The sequence below is a fragment of the Pedobacter zeae genome, assembly GCF_014196715.1.
Classification (GTDB): Bacteria; Bacteroidota; Bacteroidia; order Sphingobacteriales; family Sphingobacteriaceae; genus Pedobacter; species Pedobacter zeae.
In genome coordinates, this window is record NZ_JACIEF010000001.1 from 327,383 (window position 1) to 343,339 (window position 15,957).

Here is a 15,957-nt window from a genome sequence, read left to right on the forward strand (position 1 = left end):
AAAAAAACAAAAAAATACAAAATGACATCAACAGTAATTTTACAGGCGACCGGAGGATTTGACCCAAGGCAATTAATCATGTTTGGATTGATTGCACTGGTATTCTACTTTTTTATGATCCGCCCCCAGCTTAAAAAAGCTAAAGACCATAAAAAATTGATCGGCGAGCTGAAAAAAGGAGATAAAGTGGTAACCACAGCAGGTATCCATGGCCGTATAGCCGATATGAATGATACCACTTTTTTGATCGAGGTTGAAGGTGGCGTGAAAATCCGTTTCGATAAATCAGCAGTTTCTTTAGATGCGACCAAAGCAGTTGCAGCTCCTAAAGCCTAATCAACGAATAAAATTTAAGTGCAGTCCCGAAAACTTTCGGGACTGTTTTTGTTTTATTACATTTGATCAAATGCATTTCGGATAATATTTTTCCGGCTTGCAGCAAACATTTAGTTTTATGCCCTTCATTAGGTTAACGAAGATTGAAAAAAGACGTGTATTTAGCTTATTGGCCTGCCTGCTGCTGGCCATAGCAGCATGGCTTTTTATGGCATTGAACAATAAGTATATTTATGTGGCAAAAACTGTTTTGGTTTTTAAAAATACACCTACCAAAAGAGCGTTTTACCCATTACAATCCGATACGATAGACCTGCAGGTAGAAGGAACAGGCTGGCAGTTGCTGTTTGCGCGCCTGAGGATAAGTCCTCCCTCTGTTTCCGTTAACCTGGGTCAACTCAATACCAAAGATTTTATCGTTTTTTCCGACCAGTTGTTCAACATCAACAAGCAGTTGGAAAGTACGCAAAAAGTAATTTCTGTTAAGCCTGATACGCTGTATTTCGATTTTACCAAAAGGATGGTAAAAAGGGTGCCGGTAAAACTGATCGATAAATTAAGTTTTGAAAAACAGTATGGCATTGCCAGCGAAATCATCCTCAACCCAAAATATGTTAAAGTTGCGGGGCCAAAAGAAGAACTCGACAAAATAAAATTTTGGCCTACTGATACGTTAAAACTGACTAAAGTACAAAACAGCAGTACCACAAGGGTTGCTTTGCAGCACAGTATACATAAAAATGTAAGTATTTATCCTTCTTCAGTAGAGGTTAAACTACCGGTTGATGAGTTTACCGAGAAAACCATTGAAGTGCCTTTAAAAATTACCAATAACAGGAATTACAACAGTATAAAGCTCTACCCTAAAAAAGTTAAGGTTACTTTTTTAGTGGCATTGAGCAATTATGCCCAGGTTGATGAAAGTTTTATTACTGCCACCATCGATGTAGATGAATGGCAAAATCTAAAACACCATCAGTTTACCGTTAAAATAACCGAATTTCCTGATTATTGTAAACTGGTGAGCGTAGTGCCTTCCAAAATCGATTTCATAGTAGAAAAATAATGTATAAAGTAGGAATAACAGGTGGTATAGGAAGCGGTAAAAGTACCGTTTGCAAGGTTTTTGAGTTATTGGGAATCCCTGTTTTTTATGCTGATCAAGCGGCTAAAGAGCTCATGACCCAGGATATTTTATTGATAGAAGGCGTTAAAGCTGCTTTTGGCAATGAAAGTTATTTTGAAGATGGGAAACTCAATAATAAGTACATTGCAGGCATTGTTTTTAATAATGAGAAGGCCCTTGCACAACTGAATGCTTTGGTGCATCCGGCCGTTTTCAGGGCTTTTGATGCCTGGGAAGCTACCATTCCTTCAACGGTTCCCTATACCCTTAAAGAAGCCGCAATATTGTTCGAAAGCGGCTCTTATAAATTGTGTGATACCACAATTTTGGTTACAGCACCTTATGAAATTAAGTTAAAGCGTTTAATACAACGCGATGGGGTTACAGAAGAGCAGGTAAAAGCCCGCATGGATAAGCAGCTCAGCGATGAAGAAAAAGCGAAAATGGCCGATCATTTTATCATTAACGACGAGCAGCAGTCTGTTATAGAGCAGGTTTTGGCATTGCACCGGCAATTAATTGAGGCGGCAGAAGCATTTAAAAATACCATCGCTTAATCTACTTTAATCATACTGTTAAATCCATCCTGATCATGATTTTAGAAGATTTCATTACCATTAGCCCGGTAGGTTTATATTGTGTTTATGGTGATTTTTACCTTGATCCGCTGCAGCCTGTTAAAGAAGCAGTGGTTTCGCATGCGCATGGCGATCATGCTATCGGTGGAAGTCAGCATGTGTACTGTACTGCGGCTACTGCAGCTTTTATGAAACACCGTTACCGAAAATTTGCAGCGGTCGATTTTTTTACCAAGCATTATCATCAATCCTTCCAATTAAAAGAGGTTACCGTTACTTTTTATCCTGCCGGGCATATCTTAGGTTCCGCACAGGTTTTAATGGAATATAAGGGCGTTAAATACCTTTATACGGGTGATTACAAGATCGAACCGGATAAGACCTGCGAGGCCTTTGAATTTGTGGAAGCAGACGTTTTGATTACAGAAAGTACCTTCGCCGATCCGGAAACCAAACATCCTTCTCCTGTTGACGAAATTAAAAAGCTGAACGAAACCCGGGCGAATATTATGCTGGGTGCTTATGCTTTGGGTAAAAGCCAGCGGATTATCCAGTTGTTGAACGATCATTGTCCAACGCGGAATGTTATGGTGCATTTTAGCATTATGCCATTTGTTAAAATATATGAAGATTATGGCATTAAACTGGGTAATTATAGCATGTACGACCGCAAAGTGATGAAAAACAACCACGAGAACCAGGTTTATATTGTTCCTCCGATGGTTTTTCACAGTTACCATAAAGCAATTAATGTAGTAAGGGCATTTGCCTCAGGTTGGAAAAACCTGCAGCAGCAAAATGGAATTTCACTTTACATTTCCGATCATGCCGATTGGGAAGCGATTTTAGAGACCATCAGTAAGGTAAAACCAAAACAGGTATGGACTCTACACGGCGACGGGAAACAGCTTAAAGATTATTTTAAAAATAAACTGGAAGTTAAAATATTAAATTAGTAATTATAATAATTGGAGAATAGTATTAATATCGGCTGTCCGTCATCCTGAACTTGTTTCAGGATCTTTTAATTGATGATATATGAAAGAAGGTGAGGATTTTTACTTTAACGAAGACGGATTAATGGTTTTTACTGAGGTTTACCATTTAAAACGTGGTTATTGCTGTAAAAATAAATGCAAACATTGCCCCTGGGGTTATGGAAAAAAGAAAGAGAAGAAGTGATGCAGTTGGTAGTTGGCAATTTTCAGTTCATACTTTTGAATTTTTATCTGCAAACTCATTTCTCTTTACCAAAACGAACACGGTAATAAATATCACTTAGCGCTACGTCAAACCCCATCGAAACAAAACTTAGCACATCAGTAATCTCTTCATGTTTACTGAGTACCCAATTTTGCTCATCATTAACATGATGCGCTTCAACGGAAACCGATTCTGAATCGATCATCATGTATTCTTTTAATGATGGGATATCTTTATACAGGTTGAATTTTTTGCCCCTGTCGTAATTTTTGGTAGAGGGCGACAGGATTTCAATAACTACAGTAGGTAAAATCGAAGTATCTTCATCAGCATCGCTATGTGTTAAACCATCGCAATAAATGGAAATATCAGGATAGGTAAATAAAGTATTCTCCGGAATATGCATTCGCATATCACTTCCGTAAGGTCGGCATGGCTTACCCTTTAAATGATTTCCTATTTCTATAAAAACATTACTGAAAATTTTATTGTGATTGAGCCCAGCCCCCGACATGGCAAATATTTCGCCCTGGTAATATTCATGCTTTACTGTTGATGGTTTTTCCATCTCCAGGTATTCTTCAACCGTATAATGCCTTTTTTGATAGGCCGCAACGGGCTCATTTACAACTTTATCCATACCCCAATTTACCTAATTTTTTACAGAGGTTTTAAAATTTAAACGATTAAACGTTTAAAACGGCTAGTGGGTTAATTCTCTGAAGGGGAACTGTTTAAGCCGCTCAATTGTCAACTGAGAACCGGCTTAGTGTCCTGCAAAGAAACCGATCAATGCCACGCCAATCCCCAGTAAAACGGCGATCATTTTGCGCGTGTTGATTTTATGATCAGCACTCGATTCGAATAAAATTGTGGTCGATATGTGTAGGAAAATACCGATCACAATACCCATAATCTTATTGAAATAAGCATCCAGACCTCCTATGGTGCCGTTGCTGAGCCCAACACTTACGTAAAAACCAAGTGGCGCCATCACGGCAAATAAAATAAGGTAAAGTACAATGCTGCCCTTCCTGAAATGGTTCTGTGTGAGTATGCTCGCCAATGCAAATGCTGCCGGAATGTGGTGCAGCGAAATACCGAAAATCAATTCGTTATGCTGTTCCTTTGCCAGGGGCATGCCTTCCAAAAAAGCATGCAGGCATAAACTGATCATTATCCCAAAAGGAAAAACATGTCCATCGTGGTGTTTATGGATATGACCGTGTTCTACGCCTTCTGAAAACTGTTCTAAAAAAATCTGCAATAAGAAACCGATCAGGATAAAAACTCCGATCTGCCACTTGTCTGTACCGCTATATGCATCGGGAATTAAATGTAAAACCGTAATGGCAAAAAGATAGGCACCACTAAAAGATAAGATCAGTTTCAGCAGTTTGGATTTATCGCTCTTGACCAGAAAAATAGCTGTTCCACCAAAAAACGCAGAAAAAAAGAGTACGCAGAATTTCCAGATTTCCATACGTTAAAAATCAGGTTGTAATTTTTTAAATATTCTCGAACAGATAATGCCTATAGTTATGCCCAGTAATGCACCCGTTGTTACATCAACAGGGTAGTGAACACCAACATATACCTGCGCAAAACTGATAATGAAGGCCCAAAAGAGACCAATAGGTAAAATAGGTTTCCACCGGCTATAGAAAACGCAGATCAAAAAAACCGCTATTGCAAAATGATTGGTGGCATGTGCCGATGGAAAACTTAATCCGCTGCCGCAAGGTACCCGGTGGATGATGTCGTTGGCCAAACTCATATCGTTACAAGGCCTTACCCTCGATACCCATGGTTTTACCACTCTCGATGCAATTAAATCGCCCATTGCAAAAGTAAAAAGTACCATGCCAATGATATAATAACCTTGTTTTTTATACTGTTTAATACAAAACACGATGATAAAAAGATAAAGCGGCGACCAAAAGAAACGGTTGCGCATTAAAGGCATCAGCCAGTCGAAAAAGCTGTTTGAAAGTCCGCGGTGGATTTTCAGGAACAATTCTACATCAAATTGCTGTATGCTTTCTATCATGCTTTTTTACAGATTAAAATTAAGCGGTCGGAAGTAGCGCGGTCAAATTCATCCAAACTATAGCTACCAAAGGTTTTTTCGATCTCCATCCCGGCTTTGGTAAGCATACGCTGAAAATCTTCGAAACTGAATGCCTGCACGCGTTCTTCAAAATTATATACCTTGTGGTTGTCCTCAAAATTTATCTTTTTGATAATTTTTCCATCCTCAACATTTTTGGTGATGTTGAACGTAATGCCATCAAGCGACTTGGCTTCGCATGAATTTAAATTGCGGATAATTTTTTCTGTGTTAAAATAATCCAGCACTAAAATCCCATGGGCAGTTAAACATTTCCTGAAGGTTTTAAGGGCATTTACATGTTCTTTTTCGGTATCAAAATAACCGAAACTGGTAAAAAGGTTTAAGGCCACATCAAAATAGTTGATGTAGAATAACCTGCGCATATCATGTACAAGGAAATGCAACTTGTGGTTTTCGAACTGTTTGGCATATTTAATACTTTGTTCGGAAAGGTCTATTCCCGTAACATCGAAACCTTTTTTGTTCAGGTAGATAGAATGGCGGCCTTTTCCACAGGCAATATCCAGCATTTTTGCATCGGCCTTAGGATGAAGGAAGTGTGTGAGTTTATCAATAAAAAACTCGGCCTCAGCATCATTCCGTTGTTGATATAGAATATGATAATATGGCGAATTAAACCAATATTGAAACCACTTACGCTGCATATAAAAGCCTTTTGTATCTTAAAAAGATGCAAATATAAGGTTTTACAACCGCTAGCGAAGCCGGAATATGCTTTTATGCAATAATGTTGCAAGAATATTATGAATAGGTTTTTTATTTTGCTGAAAATGAAGATTAAAATTGAAAAACTGTTGATCATTAAAACACACGTTTGATTTTAACGATGCAGCTAATTTCCATCAGGTACATCGTGTTTATAGATATAAAAACAATGTAAATTTGCTCGGTAAAACCTTGTTAAATAGCTGCTGTGTTGTTTTTTTTGTTATTTTTGGACCTCAAAATAAATTATACACGGTGACTTTAATAAAATCGATTTCAGGAATACGCGGAACCATAGGCGGAAGGGTCGGCGAGGGCTTAACGCCATTTGATATTGTGAAATTTACAGCAGCTTTTGGCAGTTGGGTAGTGCAAAAAACAGGCAATAAACGAATTGTTTTAGGCCGCGATGCCCGTATTTCCGGCGAAATGGTTAATAACCTGGTAATAGGTACCTTACAGGGACTGGGTATTGAGGTAATCGATCTGGGTTTGTCAACAACGCCCACCGTAGAAGTGGCTGTGCCTGATGAAAATGCCGGTGGCGGTATTATTTTAACAGCAAGCCATAACCCCAAACAGTGGAATGCTTTAAAGTTACTGAATGCCAGGGGCGAATTTATTAGCGATGCAGATGGTAAAGAAGTGTTAGATTTAGCTGAAAAAGCTGATTTCGAATTTGCTGATGTAGATAAACTGGGAAAAGTAATCAAAAACGATACCTACCTTCAAAAACACATCGATAAAGTTTTAGCATTACCATTGGTGGATGTTGAAGCCATTAAAAAGGCCGATTTTAAAGTGGTAATCGACTGCGTAAATTCAACAGGAGGCATTTTTATTCCAGCTTTATTAAAAGCCCTGGGGGTAAGTAAAGTGGTGGAACTGTATTGTACACCTGACGGGCATTTTCCACACAACCCTGAACCACTACCGGAACATTTAACCGAAATATCAAAAGAGGTTCAGAAACAGCATGCTGATTTAGGTATTGTAGTTGACCCGGATGTTGACCGTTTATGTTTTGTAAACGAAGATGGCAGCATGTTCGGCGAAGAATACACCTTGGTTGCGGTTGCCGATTATGTATTGAAAAACACACCTGGAAATACCGTTTCTAACCTTTCTTCAACCCGTGCTTTGCGCGATGTAACTGAAAGGGCCGGTACAGAGTACAATGCTTCGGCAGTAGGTGAGGTAAATGTTGTAAACAAAATGAAAGCAACGAATGCTATTATTGGAGGGGAAGGAAACGGTGGGATTATCTATCCTGAATCGCACTACGGCAGGGACGCTTTAGTAGGTATTGCTTTGTTTTTAACGCATTTGGCTAAGTTTGGCAAATCGATTTCGGTATTAAGACGCAGTTATCCTCAGTACCACATCTCTAAAAATAAAATTACCCTTACCCCAGAAATGGATATCGATAATTTGTTGAAACAGGTAGAAGAAAAATACAAAAAACAGCCTTACAGTACCATTGACGGTTTGAAGATAGAATTTGATAAAACTTGGGTACATTTGCGCCGTTCGAATACTGAACCGATTATCAGGATTTACAGCGAGGCCGAAAATGAAACCATTGCCGAAAACCTGGCAAATAAGATCATTTCCGACATCAAGGAAATATTACACCTTTAATCCCCAAAAGAATTAAAGGCTTTGGAAAGATCGGGACTTAATAATTTTATTAAGTCCTGATCATTTTAAACAGAGTTGTTCAATAACACGGATTCTCTGTAATACACTAACTTTTAAATATTTATAGAAATGAAAAGGGTCTATTTAGATAATGCGGCCACAACACCTTTGGATGCGGCGGTAATAGCAGAAATGACAAATGTGATGGAAAATTATTTTGGTAATCCATCTGCCATTCATGCGCTTGGCCGGGAGGTGCGGACGCTGGTAGAAAAAGCCCGTAAAACCGTTTCTGGTCTGTTAAACGCATCGCCCTCCGAAATATTTTTTACTTCAGGTGGTACCGAAGCCGATAATACGGCTATCCGTTGCGGTATTGCCGCTTACGGCATTAAACATGCCATTACCTCAAAAATTGAACATCATGCGGTAGAGCATACCTTAAACACCATGCTTAAAAACGGCGAAATCGATAAACTGAGCTTTGTGAATATCGACGGAAAAGGTAATATAGATTATAATCATTTAGAAGAACTGCTTCAAAATAACGAGCGTACCTTTGTTTCCTTAATGCATGCCAACAATGAGTTGGGTACCCTGACCGATATGGTTAAAGTGGGCGATATCTGCGAAAAATACAATGCCATTTATCATGCCGATACCGTGCAGACTATGGGGCATTATCCACACAATGTAAGAGAGCTTAAAGCACATTTTATTGTTTGTGCAGCACATAAACTACACGGACCAAAAGGCGTAGGCTTTTTATATGTGAACAGTAATGTCAAAATTCCGCCGATGATTTACGGCGGGGCACAGGAGCGCAACATGCGTGGCGGGACCGAAAATGTGTATGGTATTGTGGGCCTGGCTAAGGCATTAGAAATTGCTTATGCCGAGATGACAGCACACCAAACCTATATCCAGGGCTTAAAAGATTATTTAAAAGACCGGTTGATTGCCGAAATCCCTGGTATTGGTTTTAATGGCGAAACTGATGCCGACAAAAGTCTTTATACGGTGCTAAATGTTTCTTTCCCTGAAATGGACATGGCCGATATGTTATTGTTCAATTTGGATATCAATGGCATCTGCGCTTCGGGCGGCAGTGCCTGTTCTTCGGGCTCGAACATTGGTTCTCACGTGCTAAACGGTATAAATGCCGATCCAAACCGCCCATCAGTACGTTTTTCGTTTAGTAAATATACCACTAAAGAGGATTTGGATTACGTAATCGAAAAAGTTAAAATGGTAGTGAAACAAAATGCGCTGGCATAAATATCATTAACCAAATAGGAGAGTCCCGGTGAAAATTGGGACTTTTTTTATGGACAATAATTTTAATAATGATTTTTTGAAAAGCCGGGACAGTGTCTTGTTTTGATGTTCGTCCTGCTTTTCACTAATACGCCTGCAGGCCTTAGGCACTAGGCCGGTATCCGCTTCAATCAGGTTTACATACTCAATTTGGTGCTGCTATTTAAGGTTGTCTGATGCAGAAAAGATTCATGCTGATAGACAAATTTTCTGCACCCTGTAACCCCAAAATAGTACTGCTGGCTGTGCCACTTAAACCTGATCGGAACGAACATCCCGATTTTATCGGGATAAAGTGGAGAGCAGGGCTGTATTTACCTAGCGCCATTGCAGCTGATTTCCAAGATAAACAATCAGGTTTAAGGTACCTGCAACTGACTATTTAAACCAATAAAATTCTCTTGCAAAAATCAAAAATTAAACTTATATTTAATTAAAAATAAGGCATTTCACGCCGTTTTACCTGTTGTTCCTGAACGAAACCTTATCAAACATCCCATGGTATAAGGTTAAGCAAATTTAAAAAAAGCTTTTTTCAAGTATTAAAATTGTTAACCCTGAAAGCCCACCAGGTTTTCAATAATCTATATCGTCATGGAAAAGAACCACAACACTCAAAATCTGGAAAACGCAAAACTGGCAGAAAAATTAAACGAAGAAAGAAAACACATTTACAAGTTTATCTTTAATCCGTTTTCTTTCGAATCTTCGAACCATTTCAATAAAATCCATAAAAGGAGGTTTCATTCTTTCGGATGCATCCATGAGTTAGGAAAATTGCCCGGAGCAATGTTATAAAAGCCGTTTGTTTCATCTGTTTCCTTGGTTGGTGAAGCCAACCTTATTCCATGCCGTGTTTGGCGAACTGCCGAACATTGGATGTATTGTGCAGAATAAACCCATTCTGATAAGAACTATTAAAAACAATCTTATTTTTAGCTTGTTCCTATAATACATCAATTTACAATTACTATGGGAACGATTAAAGAAAAAGGTAAAGTTGTTGAGAACGATTTACTTGATAAAAGCGCAGAAGATATTAAAGCGGATAGGTCGCTTGATGAAAACAAGTCATCCAAGGTAACTACCAATCTGTTCAATAAGGATAAAGACCGCAAGAACAATGCTTTTGGTCCGGGGCATGAGCCGGGTACCACACCTGGATCGGGAATTTAATTTTTGTTAATTCACGATCATAATCATTAAATTTAAACCACGGTAAATGCCGTGGTTTTTCAGCTTAATCCAAATATGGAAAGAAGAAATTTTATCAGGAATTCAGCCCTCGCTATGGCCTTATTATCAATTTATAAAACGGATGTTTTTGCGCGGCAAGAGGTATTGCGTGCCTATAATTTTAAGGCACTTCGTAACGATGTAGGAATATTTACCGAACAGGGTGGTACCATTGGCTGGTTAAATTCGAGTAACAGTTTTGTAGTGGTAGATGCACAGTTCCCGGCCACGGCACCACATGTAATCGAGGAGTTAAAAAAACTAGGCGAAAAACCATTTAAATACCTGATCAATACGCACCACCATGGCGACCATACCGCAGGGAATATTTCTTTTAAAGGGTTGGCTGAGAAAGTGGTGGCACACCAAAATTCGATGATTAACCAGAAAAGAGGTGCAGAAAAAGCAAATAATTTAGATAAACAGCTTTTGCCTGATACCACTTTCGGTACAAAATGGACGGCTAAAGTGGGCAAAGAAAATATCAAAGCCTATTATTATGGCTCAGGCCATACCAACGGCGATGCCGTTTATCATTTCGAAAATGCCAATATTGTTCACGTTGGCGATCTGGTTTTCAACCGGAGATTTCCTTACATTGACCGTGAAAATGGCGCACACATTGGCAACTGGATTACCGCTTTGGATAAAATTTTGACCCAATTTGATAACGATACCCTATTTATCTGGGGGCATAGTTTAGATCCTGAAAAAGTAACGGGTAACAAAGCAGATGTAAAGGCTTTTCAAAATTACCTTCAAAACCTCTTAACCTTGGTTGGCAGCGAAATTAAGGCTGGAAAAAGTAAAGAAGATATTTTAAAAATTACAACTATTCCAAATGCACCGGAATGGCAGGGAGAAGGTATCCAAAGAAGCCTAAACGCTGCTTATGATGAGTTAAAAGGTGCTTAACTCTCCTATTCCAAAATAAGAGTCTTCATCTCGACTGAAGCGCAGCGGAATACCCGTACAGGCGGGCGGGAGAGATCTGCCTTGACAGATTTAGCTTCGCTGGGCACTAATGTGTTTCCCTACTGCGTTGCACTTCGCTAGAAATGACGGTATCTGTTTGTGTTTATCTGTGGTTAAAAAAGAATAATTGTCTTTGCGACAAAGCATCTCCAAATCTTTTTTCAATTTATAAACATTCTATATTTAAAATAATCCTTTCAACGTCATTGAATTACCTTAGGCTTTAGTCTTTAACAGTTATATTTGTTACAATTCAAAATCTACAGCCCATGGATGATTTTATCGCAGCCCGCTCCCAAATGGCCTTATCATTAGGCTTTCACATTATTTTTTCCTGTATCGGTATGGTTATGCCTTTCTTTATGGCCGTATCGCATTATAAATGGCTTAAAACGGGAGAAGAGGTATATAAAAACCTTACCAAAGCCTGGAGTAAAGGTGTTGCCATATTTTTCGCCACAGGTGCCGTATCAGGTACGATGTTATCATTCGAACTTGGCCTGCTCTGGCCAAAATTTATGGACCATGCCGGACCGATATTCGGAATGCCTTTTTCACTTGAGGGAACAGCCTTTTTTATTGAGGCCATTGCCCTGGGCTTTTTTCTTTACGGCTGGAATAAGTTAAATAGATGGTTCCATTGGTTTACCGGGATGGTGGTCGGAGTAAGCGGTTTAGCCTCAGGTATTCTGGTGGTTGCGGCAAATGCCTGGATGAACAGTCCGGCAGGTTTCGATTTTGTAAACGGGCAATACCTTAATATCGATCCCATACAGGCGATGTTCAATAAGGCCTGGTTTACACAGGCTTTGCATATGTGTTTAGCTGCATTTACCGCCACTGGCTTTGCTGTGGCAGGTGTACACGCATTAATGATCCTACGGAACAGGAATGCATATTTTCATTTAAAAGCCTTTAAAATAGCTGCTGTATTTGCCTGCATTGCAGCTTTATTGCAGCCATTAAGTGGCGATATTTCTGCAAAAGACGTGGCCAAACGCCAACCGGCAAAACTGGCTGCTATGGAAGCATTATATAAAACCGAAAAGCCTGCGCCACTACTGGTTGGTGGTATCGTAAATGAAAAAGATAAAACGGTAACAGGCGCAATCAAAATTCCAGGGGCATTGAGTTTCCTGGCACACGGCAATTTCAACGCTGAGGTTAGGGGGCTGGATCAGATCCCTGAAAACGATCATCCGCCGGTAGCCATAACCCATTATGCTTTCCAGATTATGGTTGGGATTGGTACACTGCTGCTTTTGATATCTTTAATTTACTTTTTTATTCTCTTTAAAAAGAAATCTTTAACCGAAAAGCGCTGGCTGTTAAAACTGTTTGTTTTTGCCATTCCGCTTGGTTACCTCGCGCTGGAGGCCGGTTGGGTAGTTACAGAGGTTGGCAGGCAGCCCTGGATTATTTATGGCATCATGCGTACTCAAGATGCGGTTACACCTATGCCAGGTATTACTTATTCGTTTTATATCTTCTCTGCAATTTATGTGTCGTTAAGTATAATCGTAACGTTTTTGCTTTACCGCCAGATAAAAATGGTACCTGTGTTATATCATAAAACCGATCAATTAATTTAACTACAGATAGAGAGGATGCACACCGGTAAATAGATAAATCGGGTGTTTAAAATCAGTGTTAATCTGTGAAAAAAATAGATGATGAAAGATGTTGTAATTACCTTTTTATGCATGGCTATCCTGCTATACTTCTTGTTGGGCGGGGCCGACTTTGGTGCGGGAATTATAGAGCTTTTTACCTCAACTAAAAACAGGAGCAGAACGCGTAAAACCATGTATCATGCCATTGGTCCGGTTTGGGAGGCGAACCACATGTGGCTTATTATTGCTATCGTGATCCTTTTTGTGGGTTTCCCCTTTATTTATACCACCATGTCGGTTTACCTGCACATTCCATTGGCGATTATGCTCATTGGTATTATTGCACGCGGTACGGCCTTTGTATTCCGCCATTATGATGCTGTAAAAGACGATATGCAATGGCTATACAACCGGATATTCCGGTATTCGAGCTTTATAACCGCTTTGTTTTTGGGTATTATTGCCGGAAGCCTGATTTCGGGACATATTGATACGCAGGCGACTGATTTTTATGCTGCTTATATATCGGGCTGGTTAAATTGGTTTTCGGTTGCGGTAGGCTTCTTTACGGTGGCACTATGCGGTTTCCTGGCGGCCATCTATCTTATTGGCGAAACAAAGGAAGAGCATGATAAACGCCGTTTTATTAAAAAGGCTGAGTTGATGAATATCGCTGCGGTAGTTTTTGGTGCAATGGTATTTATGGCAGCACAACGTGATCAGATTCCTTTGATCGACTGGGTTTTTAAAAGCAATGTAGGTTTATCGGCCATTATTTTGGCCAGTTTATCGCTGGTATTGTTATGGTATTTATTGATTAAAGGCAAAACCAAGATTTTACGTGTTTTAGCGGGCTTCCAGGTAACGATGATCCTCCTGGCGATCAGTTATGCCCACTTCCCCAATTTTATCCGTTTAAAAAGCGGAAATGCCATTTCGTTGCTGGAAACCGCGGGACCAGAAAAAACCATTTACAGCCTGGGCTTAGCACTTTTATTAGGGAGTGTATTGATTTTGCCTTTTTTAGGGTACTTGTTTTATAAGTTTCAGAAGAAAGAGGAGTAGCTCCAGCTCTGTCATGCTGAGGCACGAAGCATCTTTTTCATAAGGGTAGATAGCTGGATAGTTTCTACTAGAATACCAAAATAAATTGTCATCTCGACTGAAGTATAACGGAACGGAGAGACCTGCTTTGATAGATCTCTCGACTTCGTTGCTCTCCGTTCGAAATGACGATGCGAGTTTAAAAAAGAGCACCTGTTTCCAAATGCTCCTTTATAAAATGATTTAAAATATTGATTTACAATCCACCTTTTCTGTTCGCTTTGGTTTGAACTGGCCAGGTTGCCGGCTTCCCGGTGCGTTCATTTACCGGTAAGTCAGTAGCTTTTTCGTTTGAGGTTCTTTCAGGATCCTCACAAGCCATATACACCATAATGGCAGCTAAAATTACGTTACTCCTGATTTCGTCGAAAACCAGTTTATCGTAACTGTCGCGGTTGGTATGCCAGGTATAGGTACCGTAATCCCAGCTGGTAGAACTTAGCGAATAACCCAATGCCCCGGCAGCTACAAATGAAGCAAAATCTGATCCTCCAGCACCAGGCGATCCGGGGAAGTTGGTTTTGATCTGGTTTTTAATCGTATCCGGAACTGCGGCTAACCAACGGGTAATATACTCCTTTGATTTGGCAAAACCTTGTCCGCCGATATTCACCACACGGCCGGTACCATTATCCTGGTTAAATAAAGCCTGCAGGTTATTTACAATTTCCGGATGATCTTCTACAAAGGCCCTCGAACCGTTTAAGCCCTGCTCTTCGCTGCCCCAATGCCCCACTAAAATGGTACGTTTCGGGTTAGGATAAAATTTCTTCAGAATACGCATGGCTTCCATCATTAAAATGGTGCCTGAGCCATTATCTGTTGCACCGCTTGCGCCATCCCACGAATCGAAATGCGCCGATAGCATTACATATTCGTTTGGTTTTTGCTTGCCTTTAATCTCGGCAAGGGTATTAAAAGTAGGTACAGCCCCTAATTTTTTAGATTCTGATTCGATTTTAAGCATGGGTTTATTGCCATTTAAAGCCAAACGGTAAACCAGGCCATAATCTTCTACCGATAAATCTAATGTTGGCACTTTGGTGGTGTTCGCGCCAAAAATTTTATCAACCCCAAATCCTTGCGACCAGTTGTTGATCACTACGGCCACAGCGCCCGCATTTTCTAAAGCTACAGGGAGTGTTTTGGCTGTTAAGCCTGTTTTGGCGAGGCTTGCTGCCCATGCTTTTGCAGCATCGGCTTTTTCTTTTTTAAACTTTTCGAAAAGATCTTTTGTAGCAAACTCTTCCCAGTTTTTTTCCGGGCGGCCAGAAAGCTGGTTCATGGAAATTAAAACGATTTTGCCTTTTACATTAGGCAACCATTTCTGAAAAGATACCGAATCGGTAATTGTTGGGAGGATAATGGCTTCTGCATTGATGGCTTTACCGTTGGTTGAGGGGCTCCAGGCCAACTGTGTACCTTCTAAAGTACGTACCCGCGGACTTACCAGGTCGATATGGGTAATGCCACGTTCCCAACCTGCCCATTCACCCCATTTTTCGTTTTTGGCCGAAATGCCCCAGTCGCTGTATTTTTTTACAGCCCAGTCGTTAGCCTGTTTCATTTGTGGCGAACCAACCAAACGCGGACCTACTACATCCAGCAACTCGTGTGCAAGTTTCTCTAATTGCGAGTTTTCGTTTACTTCTTTAACAATATTGTCGATCACTTTTTTGTCTTGTGCAAAAACACTGACCGAAGCGCATAGCAATAGCGCAGAAAAGAGTAGTTTTTTATTCATAATTAGTTAGGGTTGATTATTTGATGTGCTAATTTATGAAATAAGGGGTAGGATTGAGGGATGTTAATGGAAATGTTGCAGTTGGGTTAAGTAGTACAGCCGTTACCAGCCCACACCTATTGATTAACCCGCTAATCTGATTAAAGGTCAGGCGGAAACATCTGACCGCACGGATATAAACCTCACTTCTCATTTTGTGGCGTTAAGCCGGTAGAAATGTCTTTTAAATTGTTATGGCAGGTTCT

General features: G+C 40.0%; 17 protein-coding genes. 12 read left to right on the forward strand and 5 right to left on the reverse strand.

The features are described 5' to 3' along the window. The first annotated feature begins 21 nt into the window (after window positions 1-21). The 5 genes from yajC (at window position 22) to GGQ60_RS01240 (ending at window position 3,222) form a co-directional block, all read left to right on the forward strand. Window positions 22-336: a preprotein translocase subunit YajC gene (yajC, locus tag GGQ60_RS01220; RefSeq protein WP_183759573.1), complete on the forward strand. Its 315-nt coding sequence runs from the start codon at window positions 22-24 to the stop codon at window positions 334-336. 118 nt (window positions 337-454) lie between these two features. Beyond that, window positions 455-1,402: a CdaR family protein gene (locus tag GGQ60_RS01225; RefSeq protein WP_229685062.1), complete on the forward strand. Its 948-nt coding sequence runs from the start codon at window positions 455-457 to the stop codon at window positions 1,400-1,402. Beyond that, window positions 1,402-2,019: a dephospho-CoA kinase gene (coaE, locus tag GGQ60_RS01230; RefSeq protein WP_183759574.1), complete on the forward strand. Its 618-nt coding sequence runs from the start codon at window positions 1,402-1,404 to the stop codon at window positions 2,017-2,019. The genes GGQ60_RS01225 and coaE overlap by 1 nt, the downstream gene beginning before the upstream one ends. Window positions 2,020-2,054: 35 nt before the next feature. Beyond that, on the forward strand, window positions 2,055-2,996 hold the full coding sequence (locus GGQ60_RS01235; protein ID WP_183759575.1) for an MBL fold metallo-hydrolase: 942 nt from the start codon (window positions 2,055-2,057) through the stop codon (window positions 2,994-2,996). Between the two features lie 82 nt (window positions 2,997-3,078). After that, window positions 3,079-3,222 carry a C1orf53 family protein gene (locus GGQ60_RS01240; protein ID WP_183759576.1) on the forward strand — a complete coding sequence of 48 codons (144 nt, stop codon included), beginning with the start codon at window positions 3,079-3,081 and terminating at the stop codon, window positions 3,220-3,222. A gap of 55 nt (window positions 3,223-3,277) precedes the next feature. Here GGQ60_RS01240 and GGQ60_RS01245 read toward each other — a convergent pair whose 3' ends face one another. From GGQ60_RS01245 to GGQ60_RS01260, 4 genes are all read right to left on the reverse strand, one after another. Beyond that, the gene (locus GGQ60_RS01245; protein WP_183759577.1) at window positions 3,278-3,883 is read right to left on the reverse strand and encodes a Uma2 family endonuclease; all 606 of its coding nucleotides are present in this window, start codon (window positions 3,881-3,883) and stop codon (window positions 3,278-3,280) included. 126 nt (window positions 3,884-4,009) lie between these two features. Next, entirely contained in the window at window positions 4,010-4,726 is a 717-nt protein-coding gene (locus GGQ60_RS01250) for a ZIP family metal transporter (protein WP_183759578.1), read from the reverse strand. A gap of 3 nt (window positions 4,727-4,729) precedes the next feature. Continuing rightward, window positions 4,730-5,293 (reverse strand): phosphatase PAP2 family protein, encoded by a 564-nt coding sequence (locus GGQ60_RS01255; protein WP_183759579.1) that lies wholly within the window; start codon window positions 5,291-5,293, stop codon window positions 4,730-4,732. Next, complete coding sequence (locus GGQ60_RS01260) at window positions 5,290-6,021, reverse strand: class I SAM-dependent methyltransferase (RefSeq protein WP_183759580.1); 732 nt, start codon at window positions 6,019-6,021, stop codon at window positions 5,290-5,292. Before GGQ60_RS01260 ends, GGQ60_RS01255 begins: the two co-directional genes overlap by 4 nt. A gap of 316 nt (window positions 6,022-6,337) precedes the next feature. On the opposite strand from GGQ60_RS01260, the gene glmM reads away from it, so the two are divergent. The 7 genes from glmM to GGQ60_RS01295 all read left to right on the forward strand — a co-directional run bounded on the left by glmM (window position 6,338) and on the right by GGQ60_RS01295 (window position 13,929). Further along, window positions 6,338-7,723 carry a phosphoglucosamine mutase gene (glmM, locus tag GGQ60_RS01265; RefSeq protein ID WP_183759581.1) on the forward strand — a complete coding sequence of 462 codons (1,386 nt, stop codon included), beginning with the start codon at window positions 6,338-6,340 and terminating at the stop codon, window positions 7,721-7,723. 129 nt (window positions 7,724-7,852) lie between these two features. After that, window positions 7,853-9,001 carry a cysteine desulfurase family protein gene (locus GGQ60_RS01270; RefSeq protein WP_183759582.1) on the forward strand — a complete coding sequence of 383 codons (1,149 nt, stop codon included), beginning with the start codon at window positions 7,853-7,855 and terminating at the stop codon, window positions 8,999-9,001. 215 nt (window positions 9,002-9,216) lie between these two features. Next, window positions 9,217-9,426, forward strand: a complete 210-nt coding sequence (locus tag GGQ60_RS01275; protein ID WP_183759583.1) for a hypothetical protein — start codon at window positions 9,217-9,219, stop codon at window positions 9,424-9,426. Between the two features lie 586 nt (window positions 9,427-10,012). After that, window positions 10,013-10,216 carry a hypothetical protein gene (locus tag GGQ60_RS01280; RefSeq protein WP_183759584.1) on the forward strand — a complete coding sequence of 68 codons (204 nt, stop codon included), beginning with the start codon at window positions 10,013-10,015 and terminating at the stop codon, window positions 10,214-10,216. Between the two features lie 75 nt (window positions 10,217-10,291). Continuing rightward, the gene (locus GGQ60_RS01285) at window positions 10,292-11,191 is read left to right on the forward strand and encodes an MBL fold metallo-hydrolase (protein WP_183759585.1); all 900 of its coding nucleotides are present in this window, start codon (window positions 10,292-10,294) and stop codon (window positions 11,189-11,191) included. Between the two features lie 329 nt (window positions 11,192-11,520). Further along, the gene (locus tag GGQ60_RS01290; RefSeq protein ID WP_183759586.1) at window positions 11,521-12,843 is read left to right on the forward strand and encodes a cytochrome ubiquinol oxidase subunit I; all 1,323 of its coding nucleotides are present in this window, start codon (window positions 11,521-11,523) and stop codon (window positions 12,841-12,843) included. Between the two features lie 81 nt (window positions 12,844-12,924). Then, complete coding sequence (locus tag GGQ60_RS01295) at window positions 12,925-13,929, forward strand: cytochrome d ubiquinol oxidase subunit II (protein ID WP_183761181.1); 1,005 nt, start codon at window positions 12,925-12,927, stop codon at window positions 13,927-13,929. 235 nt (window positions 13,930-14,164) lie between these two features. Here GGQ60_RS01295 and GGQ60_RS01300 read toward each other — a convergent pair whose 3' ends face one another. Further along, window positions 14,165-15,712: a M20/M25/M40 family metallo-hydrolase gene (locus tag GGQ60_RS01300; protein ID WP_183759587.1), complete on the reverse strand. Its 1,548-nt coding sequence runs from the start codon at window positions 15,710-15,712 to the stop codon at window positions 14,165-14,167. Window positions 15,713-15,957 lie beyond the last annotated feature (245 nt).

What these genes read in the sequence shown, in the direction of transcription:
- GGQ60_RS01300 (WP_183759587.1), bottom strand. Translation starts at nt 15,712, where the DNA reads ATGAATAAAAAACTACTCTTTTCTGCGCTATTGCTATGCGCTTCGGTC.
- GGQ60_RS01250 (WP_183759578.1), bottom strand. Translation starts at nt 4,726, where the DNA reads ATGGAAATCTGGAAATTCTGCGTACTCTTTTTTTCTGCGTTTTTTGGT.
- GGQ60_RS01260 (WP_183759580.1), bottom strand. Translation starts at nt 6,021, where the DNA reads ATGCAGCGTAAGTGGTTTCAATATTGGTTTAATTCGCCATATTATCAT.
- GGQ60_RS01225 (WP_229685062.1), top strand. Translation starts at nt 455, where the DNA reads ATGCCCTTCATTAGGTTAACGAAGATTGAAAAAAGACGTGTATTTAGC.
- GGQ60_RS01285 (WP_183759585.1), top strand. Translation starts at nt 10,292, where the DNA reads ATGGAAAGAAGAAATTTTATCAGGAATTCAGCCCTCGCTATGGCCTTA.
- GGQ60_RS01290 (WP_183759586.1), top strand. Translation starts at nt 11,521, where the DNA reads ATGGATGATTTTATCGCAGCCCGCTCCCAAATGGCCTTATCATTAGGC.
- coaE (WP_183759574.1), top strand. Translation starts at nt 1,402, where the DNA reads ATGTATAAAGTAGGAATAACAGGTGGTATAGGAAGCGGTAAAAGTACC.
- GGQ60_RS01280 (WP_183759584.1), top strand. Translation starts at nt 10,013, where the DNA reads ATGGGAACGATTAAAGAAAAAGGTAAAGTTGTTGAGAACGATTTACTT.
- GGQ60_RS01245 (WP_183759577.1), bottom strand. Translation starts at nt 3,883, where the DNA reads ATGGATAAAGTTGTAAATGAGCCCGTTGCGGCCTATCAAAAAAGGCAT.
- GGQ60_RS01255 (WP_183759579.1), bottom strand. Translation starts at nt 5,293, where the DNA reads ATGATAGAAAGCATACAGCAATTTGATGTAGAATTGTTCCTGAAAATC.
- GGQ60_RS01270 (WP_183759582.1), top strand. Translation starts at nt 7,853, where the DNA reads ATGAAAAGGGTCTATTTAGATAATGCGGCCACAACACCTTTGGATGCG.
- GGQ60_RS01240 (WP_183759576.1), top strand. Translation starts at nt 3,079, where the DNA reads ATGAAAGAAGGTGAGGATTTTTACTTTAACGAAGACGGATTAATGGTT.
- GGQ60_RS01275 (WP_183759583.1), top strand. Translation starts at nt 9,217, where the DNA reads ATGCAGAAAAGATTCATGCTGATAGACAAATTTTCTGCACCCTGTAAC.
- GGQ60_RS01295 (WP_183761181.1), top strand. Translation starts at nt 12,925, where the DNA reads ATGAAAGATGTTGTAATTACCTTTTTATGCATGGCTATCCTGCTATAC.
- yajC (WP_183759573.1), top strand. Translation starts at nt 22, where the DNA reads ATGACATCAACAGTAATTTTACAGGCGACCGGAGGATTTGACCCAAGG.
- GGQ60_RS01235 (WP_183759575.1), top strand. Translation starts at nt 2,055, where the DNA reads ATGATTTTAGAAGATTTCATTACCATTAGCCCGGTAGGTTTATATTGT.